A 16,004-nucleotide genomic window follows, 5' to 3' on the forward strand; every position below is an offset into this window, starting at 1 on the left:
CTATTTACTGTGTGAAGTTCTAAAAACCGCAGTAGTCCCATCGTTTCCTTTCTATCAACTGGTTGCCAGATCTATCAACTCGTTACCAGGGCTTTTTCGAATTCTTCCGTCAATAAAGGAACCACTTCGAATAAATCTCCCACAATTCCATAGTCGGCCACTTGGAAAATAGGCGCTTCAGGGTCCTTGTTAATGGCCACGATCACTTTGGAATTCGACATGCCGGCAAGGTGTTGAATGGCGCCGGATATTCCGCATGCAATGTAAAGATCAGGCGTTACCACTTTCCCAGTTTGTCCGATCTGCAAAGAATAATCACAATAACCGGCATCACAGGCACCCCGGGATGCGCCCACAGCAGCGCCCAAAACATTCGCCAATTCTTGCAATACGGCAAACCCTTCTGCGCTTTTCACTCCCCTGCCGCCGGAAACAATCACTTTTGCTTCGGCTAAATCGACACCGCTCGTTGTCTTCCTCACAACATCTTTTATCATTGTACGAAGATCCTGAATGTCCAATGTTACATTTTTTTGTTCGACAGGACGACCAGTATCCATTTCGCCAACACCGATGTTATTCGGCCGTATCGTAGCAAACACCCTGCCCTCTTGTATTTTTTTCTTTTGAAATGCTTTTCCTGCATAAATCGGTCGTGTAAAAATAATTTCACCGTCTTCCAATGCCACATCGATACTGTCTGAAACAAGACCTAAACCCAGTCTGGCAGCTACCCGCGGGGCCAAATCCTTGCCGATTGACGTATGCCCCATAAATATGACATCCGGATCGATTGTTTCTATGACTTGAACGAAAGCCTGCGTATAGGCATCCGGAGTATACATGTTTAGCAGATGATGTGGAACGACATACACTTGATCGGCTCCATAGTATCCTAAAATCGCGCTATGAGAAGATCGATTTTCACCAAACACCGCTGCGATGATTTTTCCTCCATCTGCTATCTTTTGGGCAGCCGCCACACATTCGAAAGTGACATTCCTGAGCTTGTCATCCTTAATTTCCGCTAAGATAAGAACTGTTCTCATAGTCATTTCCTCCTCAAATCACTTTTACTTCATTCCGAAGCATATTTACAAGTGCCGATACCTGATCTGTCAGCTCACCCGTCAATACTCTGCCAGATTGCTTTTTAAGCGGCAGATACTGATGAATAATGACTGTCTTGGATTTGATCTCATCTTGTTGTAGTCCGAGCGACTCCTGGTTCAGTCGTTCAATCGGCTTCTTTTTCGCCTTCATAATTCCTGGAAGGGATGGATAGCGCGGTTCATTCAAACCCTGTTGCGCAGTTATCAGCAATGGCATTGAAATTTCTATCACTTCCTGATCACCTTCGGCATCCCTTGTAACCGTGACGGTTTTCCCTTCGACCACCACCTTTGTAACGGATGTTACATGTGGAATGCCAAGTTCCTCGGCAAGCCTTGGTCCAATTTGTCCGGAACCATTATCGATCGACATATTTCCAGCCAAGATCATGTCATATGGACGGTTTTTAATGACAGATGCCAATACTTTCGAAATGGCAAATTCGTCTCCGAATACCGTTTCATCATCAACGATAATCCCTTTGTCTGCTCCCATAGCCAAAGCGGTCCGTAAAGCGTTTTCAGCTCTGCCAGGGCCAACCGTTAGAACTGTCACTTCCCCGCCAAACTCATCCCTTAACCGGATCGCCTCTTCAATGGCATATTCATCGTAAGGGTTAATAATAAATTCCATCCCGTCCTCTCGAATGACCTCATTCTCGATCACGATCTTCTCTTCCGTATCAAAGGTTTGCTTCAATATGACATATATGTTCAATTCCATTCCCTCCCAAAACAAGTGTATATCAATTTTCCATTATTTCCTGAACACACTTCAAAGTTCTGAACATACAGCAAACTTCAGACAAATATCTCAGACGAGCTCAATCATCATGGCCATGCCTTGGCCGCCGCCTACACAGAGTGTGGATATGCCGAACTGTTCCCCTCTTCTCAACATTTCATGAAGTAATGTGACCGTGATTTTTGCACCTGTGGCACCCAGCGGATGACCAAGCGCGATGGCGCCCCCGTTTACATTTGTCTTCTCGATGTCCAATTTCGCCTCGCGAATGACAGCCAAAGACTGTGAAGCAAACGCTTCATTCAGTTCAATCAACCCGATATCCTGTAAACCCTTCCCCGTTCTTTGCAGCAGACGCTCGATCGCAGGAACGGGGCCAATTCCCATGATCGTCGGCGAAACGCCTACGGAAACCCAATCCACAATCCTAGCTAATGGCCTCAATCCAAGCTGGTCCGCCTTTGCACGACTCATGACGACAAGCGCTGCGGCACCGTCATTGCGGCCGCATGCGTTGCCGGCAGTTACTGTGCCGTCCTTTTTGAATACAGGTTGAAGTGCAGCGAGTGCTTCCAGCGTGGTGTCACGCGGATGCTCATCTGTATCAAACAATATGGTTTCTTTGCGGATTTTCACAGGAACCGGAACGATTTCTTCTTTGAATTTACCTGATTCAATCGCTGCTTTTGCCCGTTTTTGGCTTTGCAGTGCAAATGCATCCTGATCCTGCCGATCGATTGCAAAGCGTTCTGCCACGTTTTCAGCCGTTATTCCCATGCCTAACTGTTCACCATACCGTTCATGCGGCTGATGTCCGGCTTCCGTATTCGAATCCACCAAATACGGGTTGCCCTCTCCAAACCGGGAATTCCTGAGATACATGGGGGCACGGCTCATATTTTCCGTACCGCCTGTTACAATCACGTCAGCCATTCCGAAAGCAATTTGCTGGACGGCAGATCCAATGGCCTGCATGCCGGAAGCACACAGCCGGTTGATGGTGAACGCCGGAGCAGTTTCCGGAATGCCGGCGCGCAGGGCGGCAACTCTGGCCACATTCGAGGATTCGGTGCTTTGGCGGACTTCACCGAGTATCACTTCATCGACCGCTTCTTTTTCAATACCAGCCCGGCGAATCGCTTCCCCGACGGCAATGGCGGCAAGATGCCCCGAATTTATGCCTTTCAACGCGCCTCCGAACCGGCCTACTGCAGTCCGTACAGCGCTTACAATTACCACATCATTGTTCATGCGTTTTACCCGCTCCTCGTAAAGCTTGACCGATGGGATTTCTCTTTGTTTTTATTTTGAAACTATTTTCTACCATTTGCAACTCTGCTGATGACTTGCCGATTCATAGATATCTATTTGGTATATTCATAGAATCCCCGCCCCGTTTTCTTGCCGAGACGTCCTGCCTTTACATATTTCACAAGAATTGGCGAAGGGCGATATTTTTCACCTAATTGTTTGTATAAATACTCCATATTTCGCAAACGGGTGTCCAAGCCTACCAAATCCGCCAATTCTAACGGGCCCATCGGATGATTCAGTCCCAATTTCAACGCTTTATCGATGTCTGCAACGGAAGCGACACCTTCCATCAACATATTCATCGCTTCGTTGCCAATCAGGCAATTCATCCGGCTTGTGACAAAACCGGGAAATTCATGGATCTCAACGCTTTCCTTGCCCATTGCCGCCGCAACACGTCTGGTAATTTCCACGGTTTGATCGGAAGTATCGAGACCCCGAACGATCTCCACCAATTTCATCTTGTGCACAGGGTTAAAAAAATGCATGGCAACGCACTTTTCGGGCCTCGTTGTCGATGCGGCTATTTCCGTCGGACTCATGGTGGACGTGTTGGTTGCCAAAATTGCATGATGCGGCGCAAACAAGCCTAATTGCTTGAAAATTTCTGTTTTCAGTTCCATCAGTTCAAGTACCGCTTCTATCACAAAATCAGCTTCTTTGACGGCATTTTGCAAATCATCCGTATACGCAAGATTTTCTAATGCAACATTCCGTTGGTCAGATTGAATGTACCCTTTCCCCACACTCGCATTGAGTTCTGCCGCAATATATTGTTCCGCTTTTTCCAATGCGTCTTGAGATACATCCTGTAAAGTGACATGATATCCTGAAAGAGCTGCCGTATAAGCGATGCCCCTTCCCATAACGCCACCGCCGATGACAGCGATGCGACGAATATCCATAGCCTGATCACCCCTTTTCTTGCTTCCCTTCGAAATAATATGTGATGTCGTTTGGTTTTCGTACTTCGGCATGACACCCTCCGTTACCTTTTTTTCAGGATCATAAATGTAGCGGTTCCGATCGCGGTAAGAGTTCCTTCCGAATCAAACACTTCCGCTTGCCCGACTGCCAATGTTCCACCGCGATAGGTAAGTTTGGACTTGGCAATCAAATACTCCCCTTTGGCAGGCCGAATATAATTTACCTTCAACTCAACGGTAGCCGAACCCAACTCATCCGTAAGCGTCGACCGCACGGCGGAACCGATGACTCCGTCGATGAGCGTGGCAAGCACCCCTCCGTGAACGACTCCTCTTCTTTGCAGCAAATCAGGGGTTATATCGATTCGCAATTCTGCATATCCATCCTCAATTTTCAGTTCCCGCATCCCGATATAATCCCAAAAAGGGCTCATTCCCGGTTCCGTTTTCCTCACAACAATCTTCCTTTCTGCGATTCTATTCATTTTTTCCACTTCCAAAAGCGGGGAGGCGTTTTTGTCGAAATGCAAGCAAACCTTCTTGATGATCTTCTGTCTGCATGCATAGCGCTTGCGCAAACCGCTCGTATTCGAGCATTTCATCCAGTGAACATTGGGAAGAACGATGAATCAGCATTTTCGCCATCCCGATGGCAACACTCGGACCTGCAGCCAATGACCTGGCATATTCAGCAACGCTGGACTGCAACCGTTCATCATCGACGACAAAAGTTGCCAGGCCCATCCGTTCCGCTTCCTCGGCAGTCAACATTCTTCCCGTAAATATCAAATCCTTTGCCTTGCCTGGCCCGATCAGACGCGGCAGGAAATAGGTGCCGCCGCCATCAGGGATTAGGCCGACATTGCGGAAGCTTTGACAAAACTTGGCGCTTTTCGCAGCAAATACAATATCGCATGCTAAGGCAAGATTGCATCCCGCCCCGGTGGCATAGCCGTTGACCGCCGCAATGATCGGCTTTTCCATTGCAGTAATCAATGAAACAATCGTCCCGATCTGGCTCATATGCTGATGCGCCGCAACCGCATCCATTCCGCCAAATCCGTTTAAATCCCCTCCGGCACAAAAAGCTTTTCCCGCTCCCGTGAGCACAATCGCTTTTACCGAATCATCTGTCTGGGCTTCTCTCAGGCAATCCATGATTTCCTGTTTGATTGTTGACGAAAGTACATTCAAACGGTCATGACGGTTGAAAGTTATCGTCAGAACCCCATTGTCCTCATACGCCAGCAATTCCTTATAATCTGACCGCATCGGCTTACTTCCACCTCCTCTTCTCGAAGTCACAGCATGCATTCTCGAAGTCTCAGCATGCAGCTGCAGCGGTGTACTCTACTATCATTTTACAATTTTTGTAGAGATGCTGAGAAATTTATTTGTTGATCAGATTTATCAGAATTTCTTCTTTCCCATATTGATGCATTCCGAACTCAACCAAGTACTTCATGACTTTCACGACTCGATCGGGTGTCGGGAATACGGGAACTTGATGTTCGCGAAAGTACTGAAGTGCCTGGGGCGCCAAAAAGTCCGCTCCCAGCCTGCCGACTAAAATCGGCTTGTCTGCTTGATCCCTGACCTCGACAATGGCCCTCGCTACGACAGAAGCAACCGGATCGGCCGATGTCGTCAGCATGATCAAGAGTGCATCCACATTCGGATCCGCTACGACGGCCTGAAGCACCCGCTTAAACATATCGGGCTTCGAAAGCAATTCTGCCGTGACGTCGACAGGATTTTGCACAGCGCCAAATGGAGGAATACATTCGGCAATGACTTGCTGTGTGCCCGTTGACAGTTGCGGAACGTTCAGCCCTATGGCGCTGCAGCCGTCTGCTATCACGCTGCAAGCTCCACCGGAGGCTGTGACGACACCGATCCGATTTCCTTTTGGAAGTACAGGCATCATAAACCCTCTCGATACATCAATCAGTTCCGATACGTTTTCTACACGGATCGCTCCGACTTTTGCGAAAACACATTGATACGCCTGATCATTTCCCGCCAATGCGCCTGTATGAGATTGCACGGCACGTTGACCGACTTCGGATATCCCCGTTTTATATAGAACAAGGGGCTTCCTTGCTTGTCGTGCAGCTTCAGCGGCATCGATAAACGCGGATCCGTCTTTAATGCCTTCGATAAATGCGGTTATGACTTTTGTTTCGGGGTCGTCCACCAAAAATTTGATGAAATCAGGTATGGCCATATCCGCTTCGTTTCCGACGCTAATCCATCGGCTGAATCCGACCCCTTGTTCCCATGCTCTGCTCAACAACGCACTCCCCATTGCGCCGCTTTGCGAAACAAAGCCGATCGGGCCGGAAATGGGATGATCCGTTTGCAAAGCCATTCCGAAAGCGGTATACGTATTCAGTATCGGGCTGGCGATGCCGATCGAGTTTGGCCCACACAAACTGATGCCGCCCCGGTCTGCAATTTCGGTAATTTTTTGCTGGAGCAGTTGTCCTTCCCATCCGATTTCAGCAAAACCTGAAGAATAGATAATCGCTGCCTTGATCCCTTTTCGGATACAAGATTCAAGCACTTCCGGCGTTTGTTCCGCCCGCACGATAATGCAAGCCAGATCAATCGTCTCCGGAATTGCCTCCAACGAAGGAAAACATGGATATCCCAATATCTCTTCAGCACCGGGGTTCACAGGATACAGTTTTCCTTTGTACCCGTGCTTTACAATATAATGAAACAATCTTCCCCCATTTTTCTTAACATTGCTGGATGCACCAATTACCGCAATCGATTTGGGGTTGAACATTTTATCAAGATACCTTTGTTTTATCCTGTTTGCAGGCGTATTCTGCCGGCTTTTTTCCAGCAGAATGCGAACATCCGAAATCGCAATTCCATGCTCATACACAAAGACCGGATTCAAATCCACTTCTTTTATTTGAGGCAGTTCTGAACAAAGTGTATTGAGCTTCATCAGCAGTTGAATAACCGATGCTTCATCAAGGGGGTTAGCCCCTCTGTACCCGGAAAGCAGAGGATAGATCTTCATTTGCTGCAGCATGCTTCCGGCTTCAACCTCGTTTATCGGCAACAGGCGCATCGAAAAATCCTTGAGCAATTCTACGGTGGTGCCGCCGGCACCTACAAACGCCATATGACCGAATACCGGATCGCGGTTGACGCCTACAATCAGTTCCAAACCCTTCGGCTGCATTTTCTGCACCAATACTCCATGAATAATCGCTGCAGAATTGTATTGCCGGGCATTGCGAAGTAAAAGGCCAAACGTGTCTTTGGCATCGGAATCATTTTGGATCCCCAACACCACTCCCCCCACATCGCTTTTATGAAGAATTTGCGGCGACATAATTTTCATGACTACCGGATAGCCGATTTGACGAGAATACTGGACTGCTTCATCCTCTGTTGTTGCCAAATAACCTTCAACGACAGGGAAACCCAAATCGGCAAGTTGTTTTGTACCTTGATATTCAGTCATTGCTACAGGAGCGTCCCCTATTTTACATTGTTCCATTAATTCCGCCCATTCACGGACTACATTCATGGTTCCGGACCCTCCCTTCGCTATTTCGCCTTTGGCGGCCTTTGACTGAAACTGCGTTCAAAGATGCCTTCTGCAATTTTGTTTTTGAGGATCTCAATGGTTCCCCCTGCAATCATCCACCCACGGATCCGCCGAAATAAATATTCAATCGGGTATTCGGTCGAATATCCGTAGCCGCCAAAAATTTGCAGGGCTTCGTTTACGACTTCAAAGGCAGACTGATTCGCAAACGCTTTCGCCATCGCCGTATCCATCGCCGTTGGCGGCTGTTTCTCCGCATTTGCCGCGGCACGGTAAATCATCAGTCTGGCAGCTTCCAGCTTGATTTTCATTTCGGCAAATTTCCACTGCAGTCCTTGGAATTCACAGAGGGGACGATCAAATTGCCGTCTGACCTTGGCGTGTTCAACCGCCATATCGAATGCAGCCTGTGCCAGTGAAAGCGAGCGAATTGCGTTGCCTAACCGCTCAATATTGAAAACAGGAAACAGCTTGCGGAAACCATCTTCCCGCACCAATATGTTCTCGACGGGTACCTCGCAATTGTCAAAATACAAAGCACAGTGCGCTTCCCCTGACATATGACGCTCCAGTTTTCCCACGGTAAATCCTGGCGCCCCCCGTTCCACAAGAATCGCCCCGGAAGAGCGCACATCGTTCCCGAAGCGTACCCAAACCACATAGTACGAATTGAACGGCCCGTTTGTATTGAAGATTTTGCTTCCGTTTATGACCACTTTGTCCCCATCAATACGCGCGGTCGTCCTCAGATCAGTGGAAGCAGATCCGGCATCCGGCTCGCTCATCGCGGCGGATATCATCTTTTCTCCACCAAGAATTGTTGGAAGAATCCGTTTTTTCAAAGCGGGAGAACCATATGCAGCTAACTGCCGAATCCCCCCAAAATTCCCCACCTGAATCATATCGGCAGTATGTGGACAAATTTGTGCGACAGCTTCCATCACTAACAGCGCGTCAAACAAGGTTCCCCCGGCTCCCCCGTCCTCTTCCGGAACGGTAATTCCAAGCAACCCATGGTGTGCCAATATTTTTGCATGTTCAAACGGCGGCTCCCCTTTTTCATCCCAAGTGAATGCCTTTTCTGCAAATTTTGCTTTCGCCAGATCCCTCGCAAATTTTTGCAATTCCTTTTGTTCATTTGTCAATTGAAAATCCATTTTTCCCTCTCCTCTCTGCAACCTATACTTAAGCAAGTTTTGTGCCAATATAAAATAGCGTATAGGATTCTATTCATGAATTGCAGACGTGAAGGATTCGTTTTTCATTGTGTTCAACTTTAGAACGTATTTTTGTTTACTGTTGTTTTTTTATTGAACGATAGTAGCCATTAGCAATCAATGGAGCTTTATCATATATTTTATACGACATGTTAATTTATACATATATTTTTCATTACTTCAGGAAAGTAATTCGATTATGTCGGAACAGATCATGTAATTGGCGGGCAAATGGCCGTTGAACATTTGATCAAAAAGGGGCACAAAAGAATCGCGTTTCTTGGCAGACCATTCGAGTCATCTGCTTGGAAAGAACGCGAGAAAGGATACTGTAATGCTCTTAAAGAGACCGTCAAGCAGCTCTACCCAATTTCGGTCTCTTGGCAACTCGTTGACGCAACAGGAAAAACAAAACAAACTATTTCGCTATTCGATGGCCGCAACGGCTGCCCGCAGGCCAAGGAGGTAGCTGTCGACCCCAAATCCGCAGATTTGGCCTTTTGCGATTTCAGCAAAAACAGAATGATGCCGAAACTCTTCTCTTGCATGAATATTTGACATATGAATCTCAATAATGGGTACCGTGAGAATCGCAAGGGCATCCCGCAAGCCGTAGCTATAATGGGTCCATGCTCCGGCATTGATGATAACGGCATCCGTATTCTCGAAAAAGGCCTGATGAATCCGTTCGCACATCTCGCCTTCATGATTGGTCTGAAAACTCTCCACCTCAACACCTAGCTCTTTTGCAAGCTCATTCAGTCGCTCGTTGATTTGATCAAGTGTAATCGTGCCATATTGCACAGGATCCCTCTTCCCGAACATGTTGTGATTAATTCCGTGCAGCATAAGAATCTTTTTCATTGTATCTCCTCCTCGTCATGTATCGCGCATCGAGTCTGCTTTCCAAATCGAATGTAACTGACTCGTTGCCGCTGTTTTTAAAAAGTAACTTTTCTGCCTTCGCTTGCCGATAGATAGGCTGCGTAAATAACTTTTGTGGTTTCATACGCCAAATCAATGTCCGACAGCGGCTTTCTGCCGTATGCAGCACACTCTGCAAACTCTTGGAGTTCGAATGTATAGCCCCGCAAAATTTCGTCTGCGACAAACACAGGATTCCATCCTGTCTTTTCCGGCTGCATTTCGGAAAAATAGACATCATCCAAGCCGTCCTGATCAAGAAAATACGTTTTCAAATTGTCCGCAGGTGTGATATTACACATAATGGCGCCATCATTCGCATAGATCTCGACGTAGTTTTTCACTCCGCCTAATACGTTGTCACTTGCCATTACCACAGCTTTTGTTCCATCCGAAAAGGTAATGGTAACATTAGAAAAATCTTCTACATCGATTGGATTACTGGTTAGGTGCCTCTTTTCGTGCGCCGTTAATGTCTTACCGATGTTCCCCATATCTGCAGTCACGCTTGTCACCGAAATTTCTTCATTTCTCGCTTGCGCTTCCACCTGTTTTAACCATAAAACCCCGGAAAGCGGATGACATCCCATTCGAATGAGTGAACCGCCGCCCGTTTTTTCCCACATGCCTGCTACCGGTGAAGATGAGCCCCTTAAACTTTCTTCCCCCTTCATAAACAACAGCTTGCTTTTTTTGCTTCGGATAATTTCCGCAGCCTTTACTATGCTTGGGCAATATATATAGTTTTCAGCATACATAAACATCCTATTGCTCGACTTAACAATTTCCCTGGCTTCTTCTATTTCTTTCAGTACCGTTTCATACATTTTGGCTTTGGAAACTTTCATTCCTATCGGTTTCTCATCATCTGCTTCACCGAAATAACCTGTTAATGGTTTTTCACATATCACGTGTTTCCCAGCTTTTAATGCTTTTAAAGCAAATTTTATGTGTAAATGTGGTGGCGTCACGATATCTATTACATCAATTTCATCATCTTGTAATACCTCGTCAAAATTCGCAGTAACTTGTTCGATTCCGTATTTTTTGGCAAACTCTTGCACTTTCTCCACATCAATATCAACTATCGTTTTTAGCCTGACACGTACACCATGCACCTTTGCATATCCATTGGCATGTAAAAAAGCCGCATAGCCGCCGCCTATTAAAGCTATAGTAACAGTTTTCATAATGGTTCCTCCCGCTTCTACTACTCGTTTATTTCAATCCGTTGAATTTTACCTGCAATAAAGATATAAGACAACGCTCCAATCAGCGCGACTACACTTATGAAAACCAAGGCTCCGGAAAACGAATGGGTGGCATTGACGATGATTCCTACGACAAGAGGTGTAACTATTCCCGCCAGATTCCCCATAAAGTTAAATACCCCGCCTGCCAAGCCGACTAATTCACTCGGTGCGATATCCGATACCAATGTCCATGAAATCGCTGACATGCCTTGTGCAAAAAATGCCACTGACATGATCGTGATTATCATGCTCGTGGAAGTCGTATAGTTGGCCAAGATGATCGCACAGGCAAGCAGCAAGCCTGTAATAATCGGAGTTTTGCGGGATGCTCCTGTGGAAAATCCGCGCCGCAACATCCGGTCTGACAAATACCCGCTGAATATTACACCCAAAAATGCCGCAATGTACGGAATCGATCCTAAAAATCCGGCTTTCAGAAACTGCATGTGCTTTGCTGACACAAGATATGTCGGGAACCACGTCAGGAAAAAGAACAGCGTGGATGTATTGGCAAACTGACCGATATAAATCCCCCAGAGCTGCCGATGATTAAACAGATGCCGCAAATGTGCCAGATTCAATGTTTTTACCGTGCCTGCTGTTTCGGCAAGTCCGCCGCCTTGGCGAATATACTCCATCTCTGCCTGGTTGATATAGCGGCTATCCTTGGGATCCCGATAAAACTTAAACCAAAAAATAGCGAAGTGGGTCGACTGTTTTTCATTTGAATTCTATGAATGTCCATCTGTTGTTGCATTTACGTTTCCTCCCACTTTAAATAAATTCTGATTCCTTGGCAATAATCACCGATTGCATGGAGATGAGTGAGTATCGAGATAGTCCTTTGCGGTTTGCAAACAGCGCCGCGCAAATTCCTCATAACCTAATTCCTGAACACGCTTGACGTGCGGCAGCTCCAACGAATAGGGAATCTCGGGCATCCGATTTAGGATGGCAGCAATATCAATGCCACCCTCGCCCACATACAGGCGCTCTGCACGTCCGGTATGGAGCAAGCCTTCGCGCGTGGTCGGAATCTCTTTAGGCGCGTCGCAAACATGTGCGAAGTGGAACCATTCCCGCGGCACCGAATCCAGCTCCTCAAGCCTGACGTGCGAACGGTTGAAATGAAGCGTATCAACCATGATGCCGGCATTTTCCCGGTTAGCAGCGCTGACAATATCGACAGCTTCCTTGAGAGTCGTGACACTCGCCCATGTGACGAATTCGAAATCCACCGTCAGGCCGAACGGTTTGGCCAGATCGCAAAGTTCGGAAAAGCAATCAATCACGAAATTTCGATCTTCGGTCCAAGCGCTGGTAAGAATATGACGCCCGCCCAATTCAGCCGCAACTTCCATGGCAGGAAGATAGATTTTCGGATCAACGCCATCATAGATGCGCGCAAGTTCGATGTCGAGCAGCTTTACGCCCGTTTCGGCCAGTGCAGCTTTGGTTTGTCGCATCATCACCTTGTCTTCGGCTAACGGATATTTCGGCTCGTTGGGAGTTCCCAGATCGATGGGCCGAAAACTGACGAAATCATAGCCGGTTCGTGCGGCTATATAAGTCATTTCCGGAGGCGTACAGCCAAGCACTGTAAGGTGAGCCAGTGAAAATTGTCTTGTCATCTTCTTGTATTCCTCCAATCTAGCGATTTCTAACGATGTACTAAATATTACTATCGAATTAGCAACGAGTTATAGATTATATAGATCGGTCTAAATAAAAACTATTATTTCATTACCTTTATCAGTTATTGGTGCAATAAAATTCAAATGACACCGTTCTCGCGCAATTCCTCGATTTCTTTTGGATTTAACCCTAAAAAACTGCTGAGAATTTCATTGTTATGCTCACCTAAATCAGGCGCTACATGTCTGATGCTTCCAGGCGTTTTTTCAAATTTCGGGACAATCCCCGGGACTTTAATCTGACCCAATCGCGGATGTTTTACTTCAATAATATTTTCCCGTGCTTTGTACTGCGGATTTTCAAAAATATCCTTGATACTTAAAATAGGACTCACAGGCACGCCATACTCATCCAGCCTTTGCAGCAGTTCGTCCCGGTTCATGGTGAGGATCCAATCGGCCACAATCTGATTTGTCTCATCATTATTTTCCAGGCGTTTGGCATTGATATGGAATTTGGGATCTGACAACATGTCTTCCCTGTCCATTGCTTTGGCTAGCCGCTCAAAGGTAGAATCGGTGCTTGTGACGAGCACAACCCACTGACCATCTTTGGTTTGAAATGTGCCGGACGGACTTGAGTGTCCAAATAAACCAGGCGCCCTCTCCCTTACCTTGCCAAGCTGATCGTGTTCGGCAATCAAGAACTCCATCATGCGAAATACCGATTCATATAGTGCGATATCCACCATTTGGCCGCTGCCTTCCGGATTTACATCGCGGTAATACACGGCTGTCACAGCAGCGAATGCTACGTAGATTCCGGTAATATAATCCGTAAGGGAAAAGGACGGGCTTACCGGGTGCCGATCTGGAAATCCTTGCAGATACGTATACCCGCTAAACGCCGTCGCCGGTGTGCCAAAGCCTGCTTTTTCCCGATAAGGTCCTGTCTGGCCATATCCGGATACCCGCACCATGACTAAATTCGGATTGATTTTTTTCAATTCTTCATACCCGGCACCCCATTTTTCCAATGTGCCTGGCCGGAAATTTTCGATGATAATATCCACTTTCGCCGCCAGCTTTTTAAAAATTTCAATGCCTTCCGGTTTATGCAAATCCAATGTCAGGGATTTCTTATTTCTGGATAATCCCGGCCACCGGAGCGGTTCTTTGTCCAGAAATGGCCCCACACTCCGCAGCGTGTCACCTTTTCCAGGCATTTCAACTTTAATAATATCAGCCCCAAAGTCGCCCAACAGCACGGCTCCAAAGGGAGCTGCAATCATCGTAGAAACATCCAGTACTTTGACTCCTTCGAGTGGCAAACGTCCCATTGTAGTGTCCTCCATGAAATTCCGAATTTCCATGTTTCTACGATAAGGGTTGTCTCTCATCGCAGAAACATGAATGAAACTTATCCGTAATATTTTTGAATATATTTAATAATTTTGAGTTTTTGATAAAGTCGTTTCAATACGCAAACATCAATCTGTACTGACATGGGATTTTTTCTCATTGGGCGAGTAAATATCTAAGATATTCCAGTGTCCGGATGTCGGAACCGGCTCATTTAACATCGCGACATCAATCACGAACGGCTTGTTGGATGCGATCGCCCGCTGCAGCGCAGGTTTAAATTCCTCGGCCGACTGGATTTTGACTCCGTCCACCCCATACGCTTTGGCGATGCTGGCGTAATCGGGGGAATAGGATTGCCCCTCTTTCTTGAATACGGTTCCATATGTGGTATCGTAATGGGCTTTTTCCAAGCCTGCAATCGTGCCGAATGCGGAGTTGTTCATGATCACCCAGATCACCGGTATGTTTTCTTCCACAGCGGTTGCCAACACGGCAGGATTTTGTCCGAACCCGCCGTCGCCCACGAGGGAAACGACCACTTTCTCCGGTTGGGCAATTTTCGCTCCCAATGCGGCCGGCGCTCCAAATCCCATCGTGCAATATCCGCCGGGTGTCAAGATCGTACCCGCTTCATAGATCGGGAATTGTTGTCCGACTCCGTTTTTATTCCAGCCCACGTCTGTGGTGATATACGCATCCCGCGGCAATGCTTCGCGCACCTCTTGCAAAATCCGTTCCGGCCGCATGGGGAAGGAAGGATTTTCAATATGCACATGATTCTTGGCTGTAAATTCTTTTTTATAGGAAGCAATTTCTTGTTTTAATGCTTCCTTTTGCATGCCTTGCGGCACCATCGCTTTGGCGACCCGATTCAGAACCGTCAAGGCCTGTTTCAAATCGGCCACCGCTCCGATTTCGACGGGGAAATTGCGGCCGATTTCGTTCGCATCGATATCGATATGAATCAACTTCGTAGGCGGGAAATGGAAGGTATACTCCGGTTCCCATGAGCTGCAATCCGCTTCCGCAAACCGCGTGCCGAGCGCCAGAATATAATCCGCCTGCCGGCACTTGTCGTTGACAAACTGTGTGCCCCAGAATCCGGTCATGCCCAATGCAAACGGATGATCATCCGCTACGGCGCCTTTGCCCATCACCGAATACGCCACAGGAATGCCAAGATGCCCGACAAACTCCCGCAGCTCTTCCGCCGCGTTTGCCAGCATGACGCCGCCGCCCGCATAGATGAGCGGATATTTGGCATTGGAGAGTCTTTCAATGATTTGTTTGGCGGTTTCCTCATCGATCGATGGTTTCCGGATCGTTTTCGTATGATGCTTCAACCGTTCAAACAGCGCCACATCCACTTCTTTGGAAAAGATGTCCATGGGCACATCGACGAGCACCGGGCCGGGTCTTCCGCTTTCCGCCAATTGGAACGCCTTTTCGAGAATCTCGGGAAACAGATCCGGACGATCCACGCGCCACGCCCGCTTGACGAAGGGACGATAGATTTCGTATTGGGATGCATCCGCATGCAGATTGACTTCCTGGTGTGGATGTTTGCCGTAATAGTGACTGGGGACATCGCCTGCGATCACGACCATGGGAATGGAATCCAAGGCCGCATTGGCAACGCCTGTGGCCGCGTTGGTCAAACCAGGGCCCAAGTGACTCAAAACGACAGCCGTTTGTTTTTTCGCCCGGGCATACCCGTCGGCCGCATGTGCGGCGATTTGTTCGTGGCGCGTATTGATAAACTGGATGGAGCTTTTCTCCAAAGCAGCCAATACCGCAATATTCGTATGGCCGCAAAGCCCAAAGATGTGTTCGACGCCCCGATCTTCCAGATACTTCACCAGTTGATGCGAGATTAAATCTTTCATTGGCCAGGAGCCTCCTTAAATTTAGTGTTGGTAACGTTTAAAATGGATCAACTT

Annotated in this window: 14 protein-coding genes and 1 pseudogene; 1 reads left to right on the plus strand and 14 read right to left on the minus strand. The window is 47.4% G+C overall.

Going from position 1 to position 16,004, the window contains the following annotated elements:
- Window positions 1–74: 74 nt before the first annotated feature.
- From LSG31_RS02530 to LSG31_RS02565, 8 genes are all read right to left on the minus strand, one after another.
- Window positions 75–1,049 (minus strand): electron transfer flavoprotein subunit alpha/FixB family protein, encoded by a 975-nt coding sequence (locus LSG31_RS02530; RefSeq protein ID WP_347437847.1) that lies wholly within the window; start codon window positions 1,047–1,049, stop codon window positions 75–77.
- A 13-nt stretch (window positions 1,050–1,062) separates the two neighbouring features.
- Window positions 1,063–1,830, minus strand: coding sequence for an electron transfer flavoprotein subunit beta/FixA family protein (locus LSG31_RS02535; protein ID WP_347437848.1), 768 nt, complete (start codon window positions 1,828–1,830; stop codon window positions 1,063–1,065).
- A 96-nt stretch (window positions 1,831–1,926) separates the two neighbouring features.
- Complete coding sequence (locus tag LSG31_RS02540) at window positions 1,927–3,108, minus strand: thiolase family protein (RefSeq protein WP_347437849.1); 1,182 nt, start codon at window positions 3,106–3,108, stop codon at window positions 1,927–1,929.
- 113 nt (window positions 3,109–3,221) lie between these two features.
- Window positions 3,222–4,076 (minus strand): 3-hydroxyacyl-CoA dehydrogenase, encoded by an 855-nt coding sequence (locus tag LSG31_RS02545; RefSeq protein ID WP_347437850.1) that lies wholly within the window; start codon window positions 4,074–4,076, stop codon window positions 3,222–3,224.
- Window positions 4,077–4,159: 83 nt separating this feature from the next.
- Window positions 4,160–4,582 (minus strand): PaaI family thioesterase, encoded by a 423-nt coding sequence (locus LSG31_RS02550; RefSeq protein ID WP_347437851.1) that lies wholly within the window; start codon window positions 4,580–4,582, stop codon window positions 4,160–4,162.
- Window positions 4,575–5,369 (minus strand): enoyl-CoA hydratase/isomerase family protein, encoded by a 795-nt coding sequence (locus LSG31_RS02555; RefSeq protein WP_347437852.1) that lies wholly within the window; start codon window positions 5,367–5,369, stop codon window positions 4,575–4,577. Before LSG31_RS02555 ends, LSG31_RS02550 begins: the two co-directional genes overlap by 8 nt.
- 118 nt (window positions 5,370–5,487) lie before the next feature.
- Window positions 5,488–7,650 (minus strand): acetate--CoA ligase family protein, encoded by a 2,163-nt coding sequence (locus tag LSG31_RS02560; protein ID WP_347437853.1) that lies wholly within the window; start codon window positions 7,648–7,650, stop codon window positions 5,488–5,490.
- Between the two features lie 20 nt (window positions 7,651–7,670).
- On the minus strand, window positions 7,671–8,828 hold the full coding sequence (locus LSG31_RS02565; RefSeq protein ID WP_347437854.1) for an acyl-CoA dehydrogenase family protein: 1,158 nt from the start codon (window positions 8,826–8,828) through the stop codon (window positions 7,671–7,673).
- Between the two features lie 291 nt (window positions 8,829–9,119).
- Here LSG31_RS02565 and LSG31_RS02570 point away from each other — a divergent pair.
- A pseudogene (locus LSG31_RS02570) lies at window positions 9,120–9,227 on the plus strand (LacI family transcriptional regulator); the annotation flags it as partial.
- An 87-nt stretch (window positions 9,228–9,314) separates the two neighbouring features.
- Here the strand turns inward: LSG31_RS02570 and aroQ are convergent.
- From aroQ to LSG31_RS02600, 6 genes are all read right to left on the minus strand, one after another.
- Window positions 9,315–9,752: a type II 3-dehydroquinate dehydratase gene (gene aroQ, locus LSG31_RS02575; RefSeq protein ID WP_347437855.1), complete on the minus strand. Its 438-nt coding sequence runs from the start codon at window positions 9,750–9,752 to the stop codon at window positions 9,315–9,317.
- A 77-nt stretch (window positions 9,753–9,829) separates the two neighbouring features.
- Window positions 9,830–11,002 carry a Gfo/Idh/MocA family protein gene (locus tag LSG31_RS02580; RefSeq protein WP_347437856.1) on the minus strand — a complete coding sequence of 391 codons (1,173 nt, stop codon included), beginning with the start codon at window positions 11,000–11,002 and terminating at the stop codon, window positions 9,830–9,832.
- Between the two features lie 20 nt (window positions 11,003–11,022).
- Complete coding sequence (locus tag LSG31_RS02585; RefSeq protein WP_347439424.1) at window positions 11,023–11,763, minus strand: MFS transporter; 741 nt, start codon at window positions 11,761–11,763, stop codon at window positions 11,023–11,025.
- Between the two features lie 105 nt (window positions 11,764–11,868).
- Window positions 11,869–12,696 (minus strand): sugar phosphate isomerase/epimerase family protein, encoded by an 828-nt coding sequence (locus tag LSG31_RS02590; RefSeq protein ID WP_347437857.1) that lies wholly within the window; start codon window positions 12,694–12,696, stop codon window positions 11,869–11,871.
- Between the two features lie 143 nt (window positions 12,697–12,839).
- Window positions 12,840–14,039, minus strand: a complete 1,200-nt coding sequence (locus LSG31_RS02595; protein ID WP_347437858.1) for a CaiB/BaiF CoA transferase family protein — start codon at window positions 14,037–14,039, stop codon at window positions 12,840–12,842.
- Window positions 14,040–14,189: 150 nt separating this feature from the next.
- Window positions 14,190–15,950, minus strand: coding sequence for a thiamine pyrophosphate-binding protein (locus LSG31_RS02600; RefSeq protein WP_347437859.1), 1,761 nt, complete (start codon window positions 15,948–15,950; stop codon window positions 14,190–14,192).
- Between the last annotated feature and the right edge of the window lie 54 nt (window positions 15,951–16,004).

The sequence above is a fragment of the Fodinisporobacter ferrooxydans genome (assembly GCF_022818495.1).
Taxonomy (GTDB): Bacteria; Bacillota; Bacilli; order Tumebacillales; family MYW30-H2; genus Fodinisporobacter; species Fodinisporobacter ferrooxydans.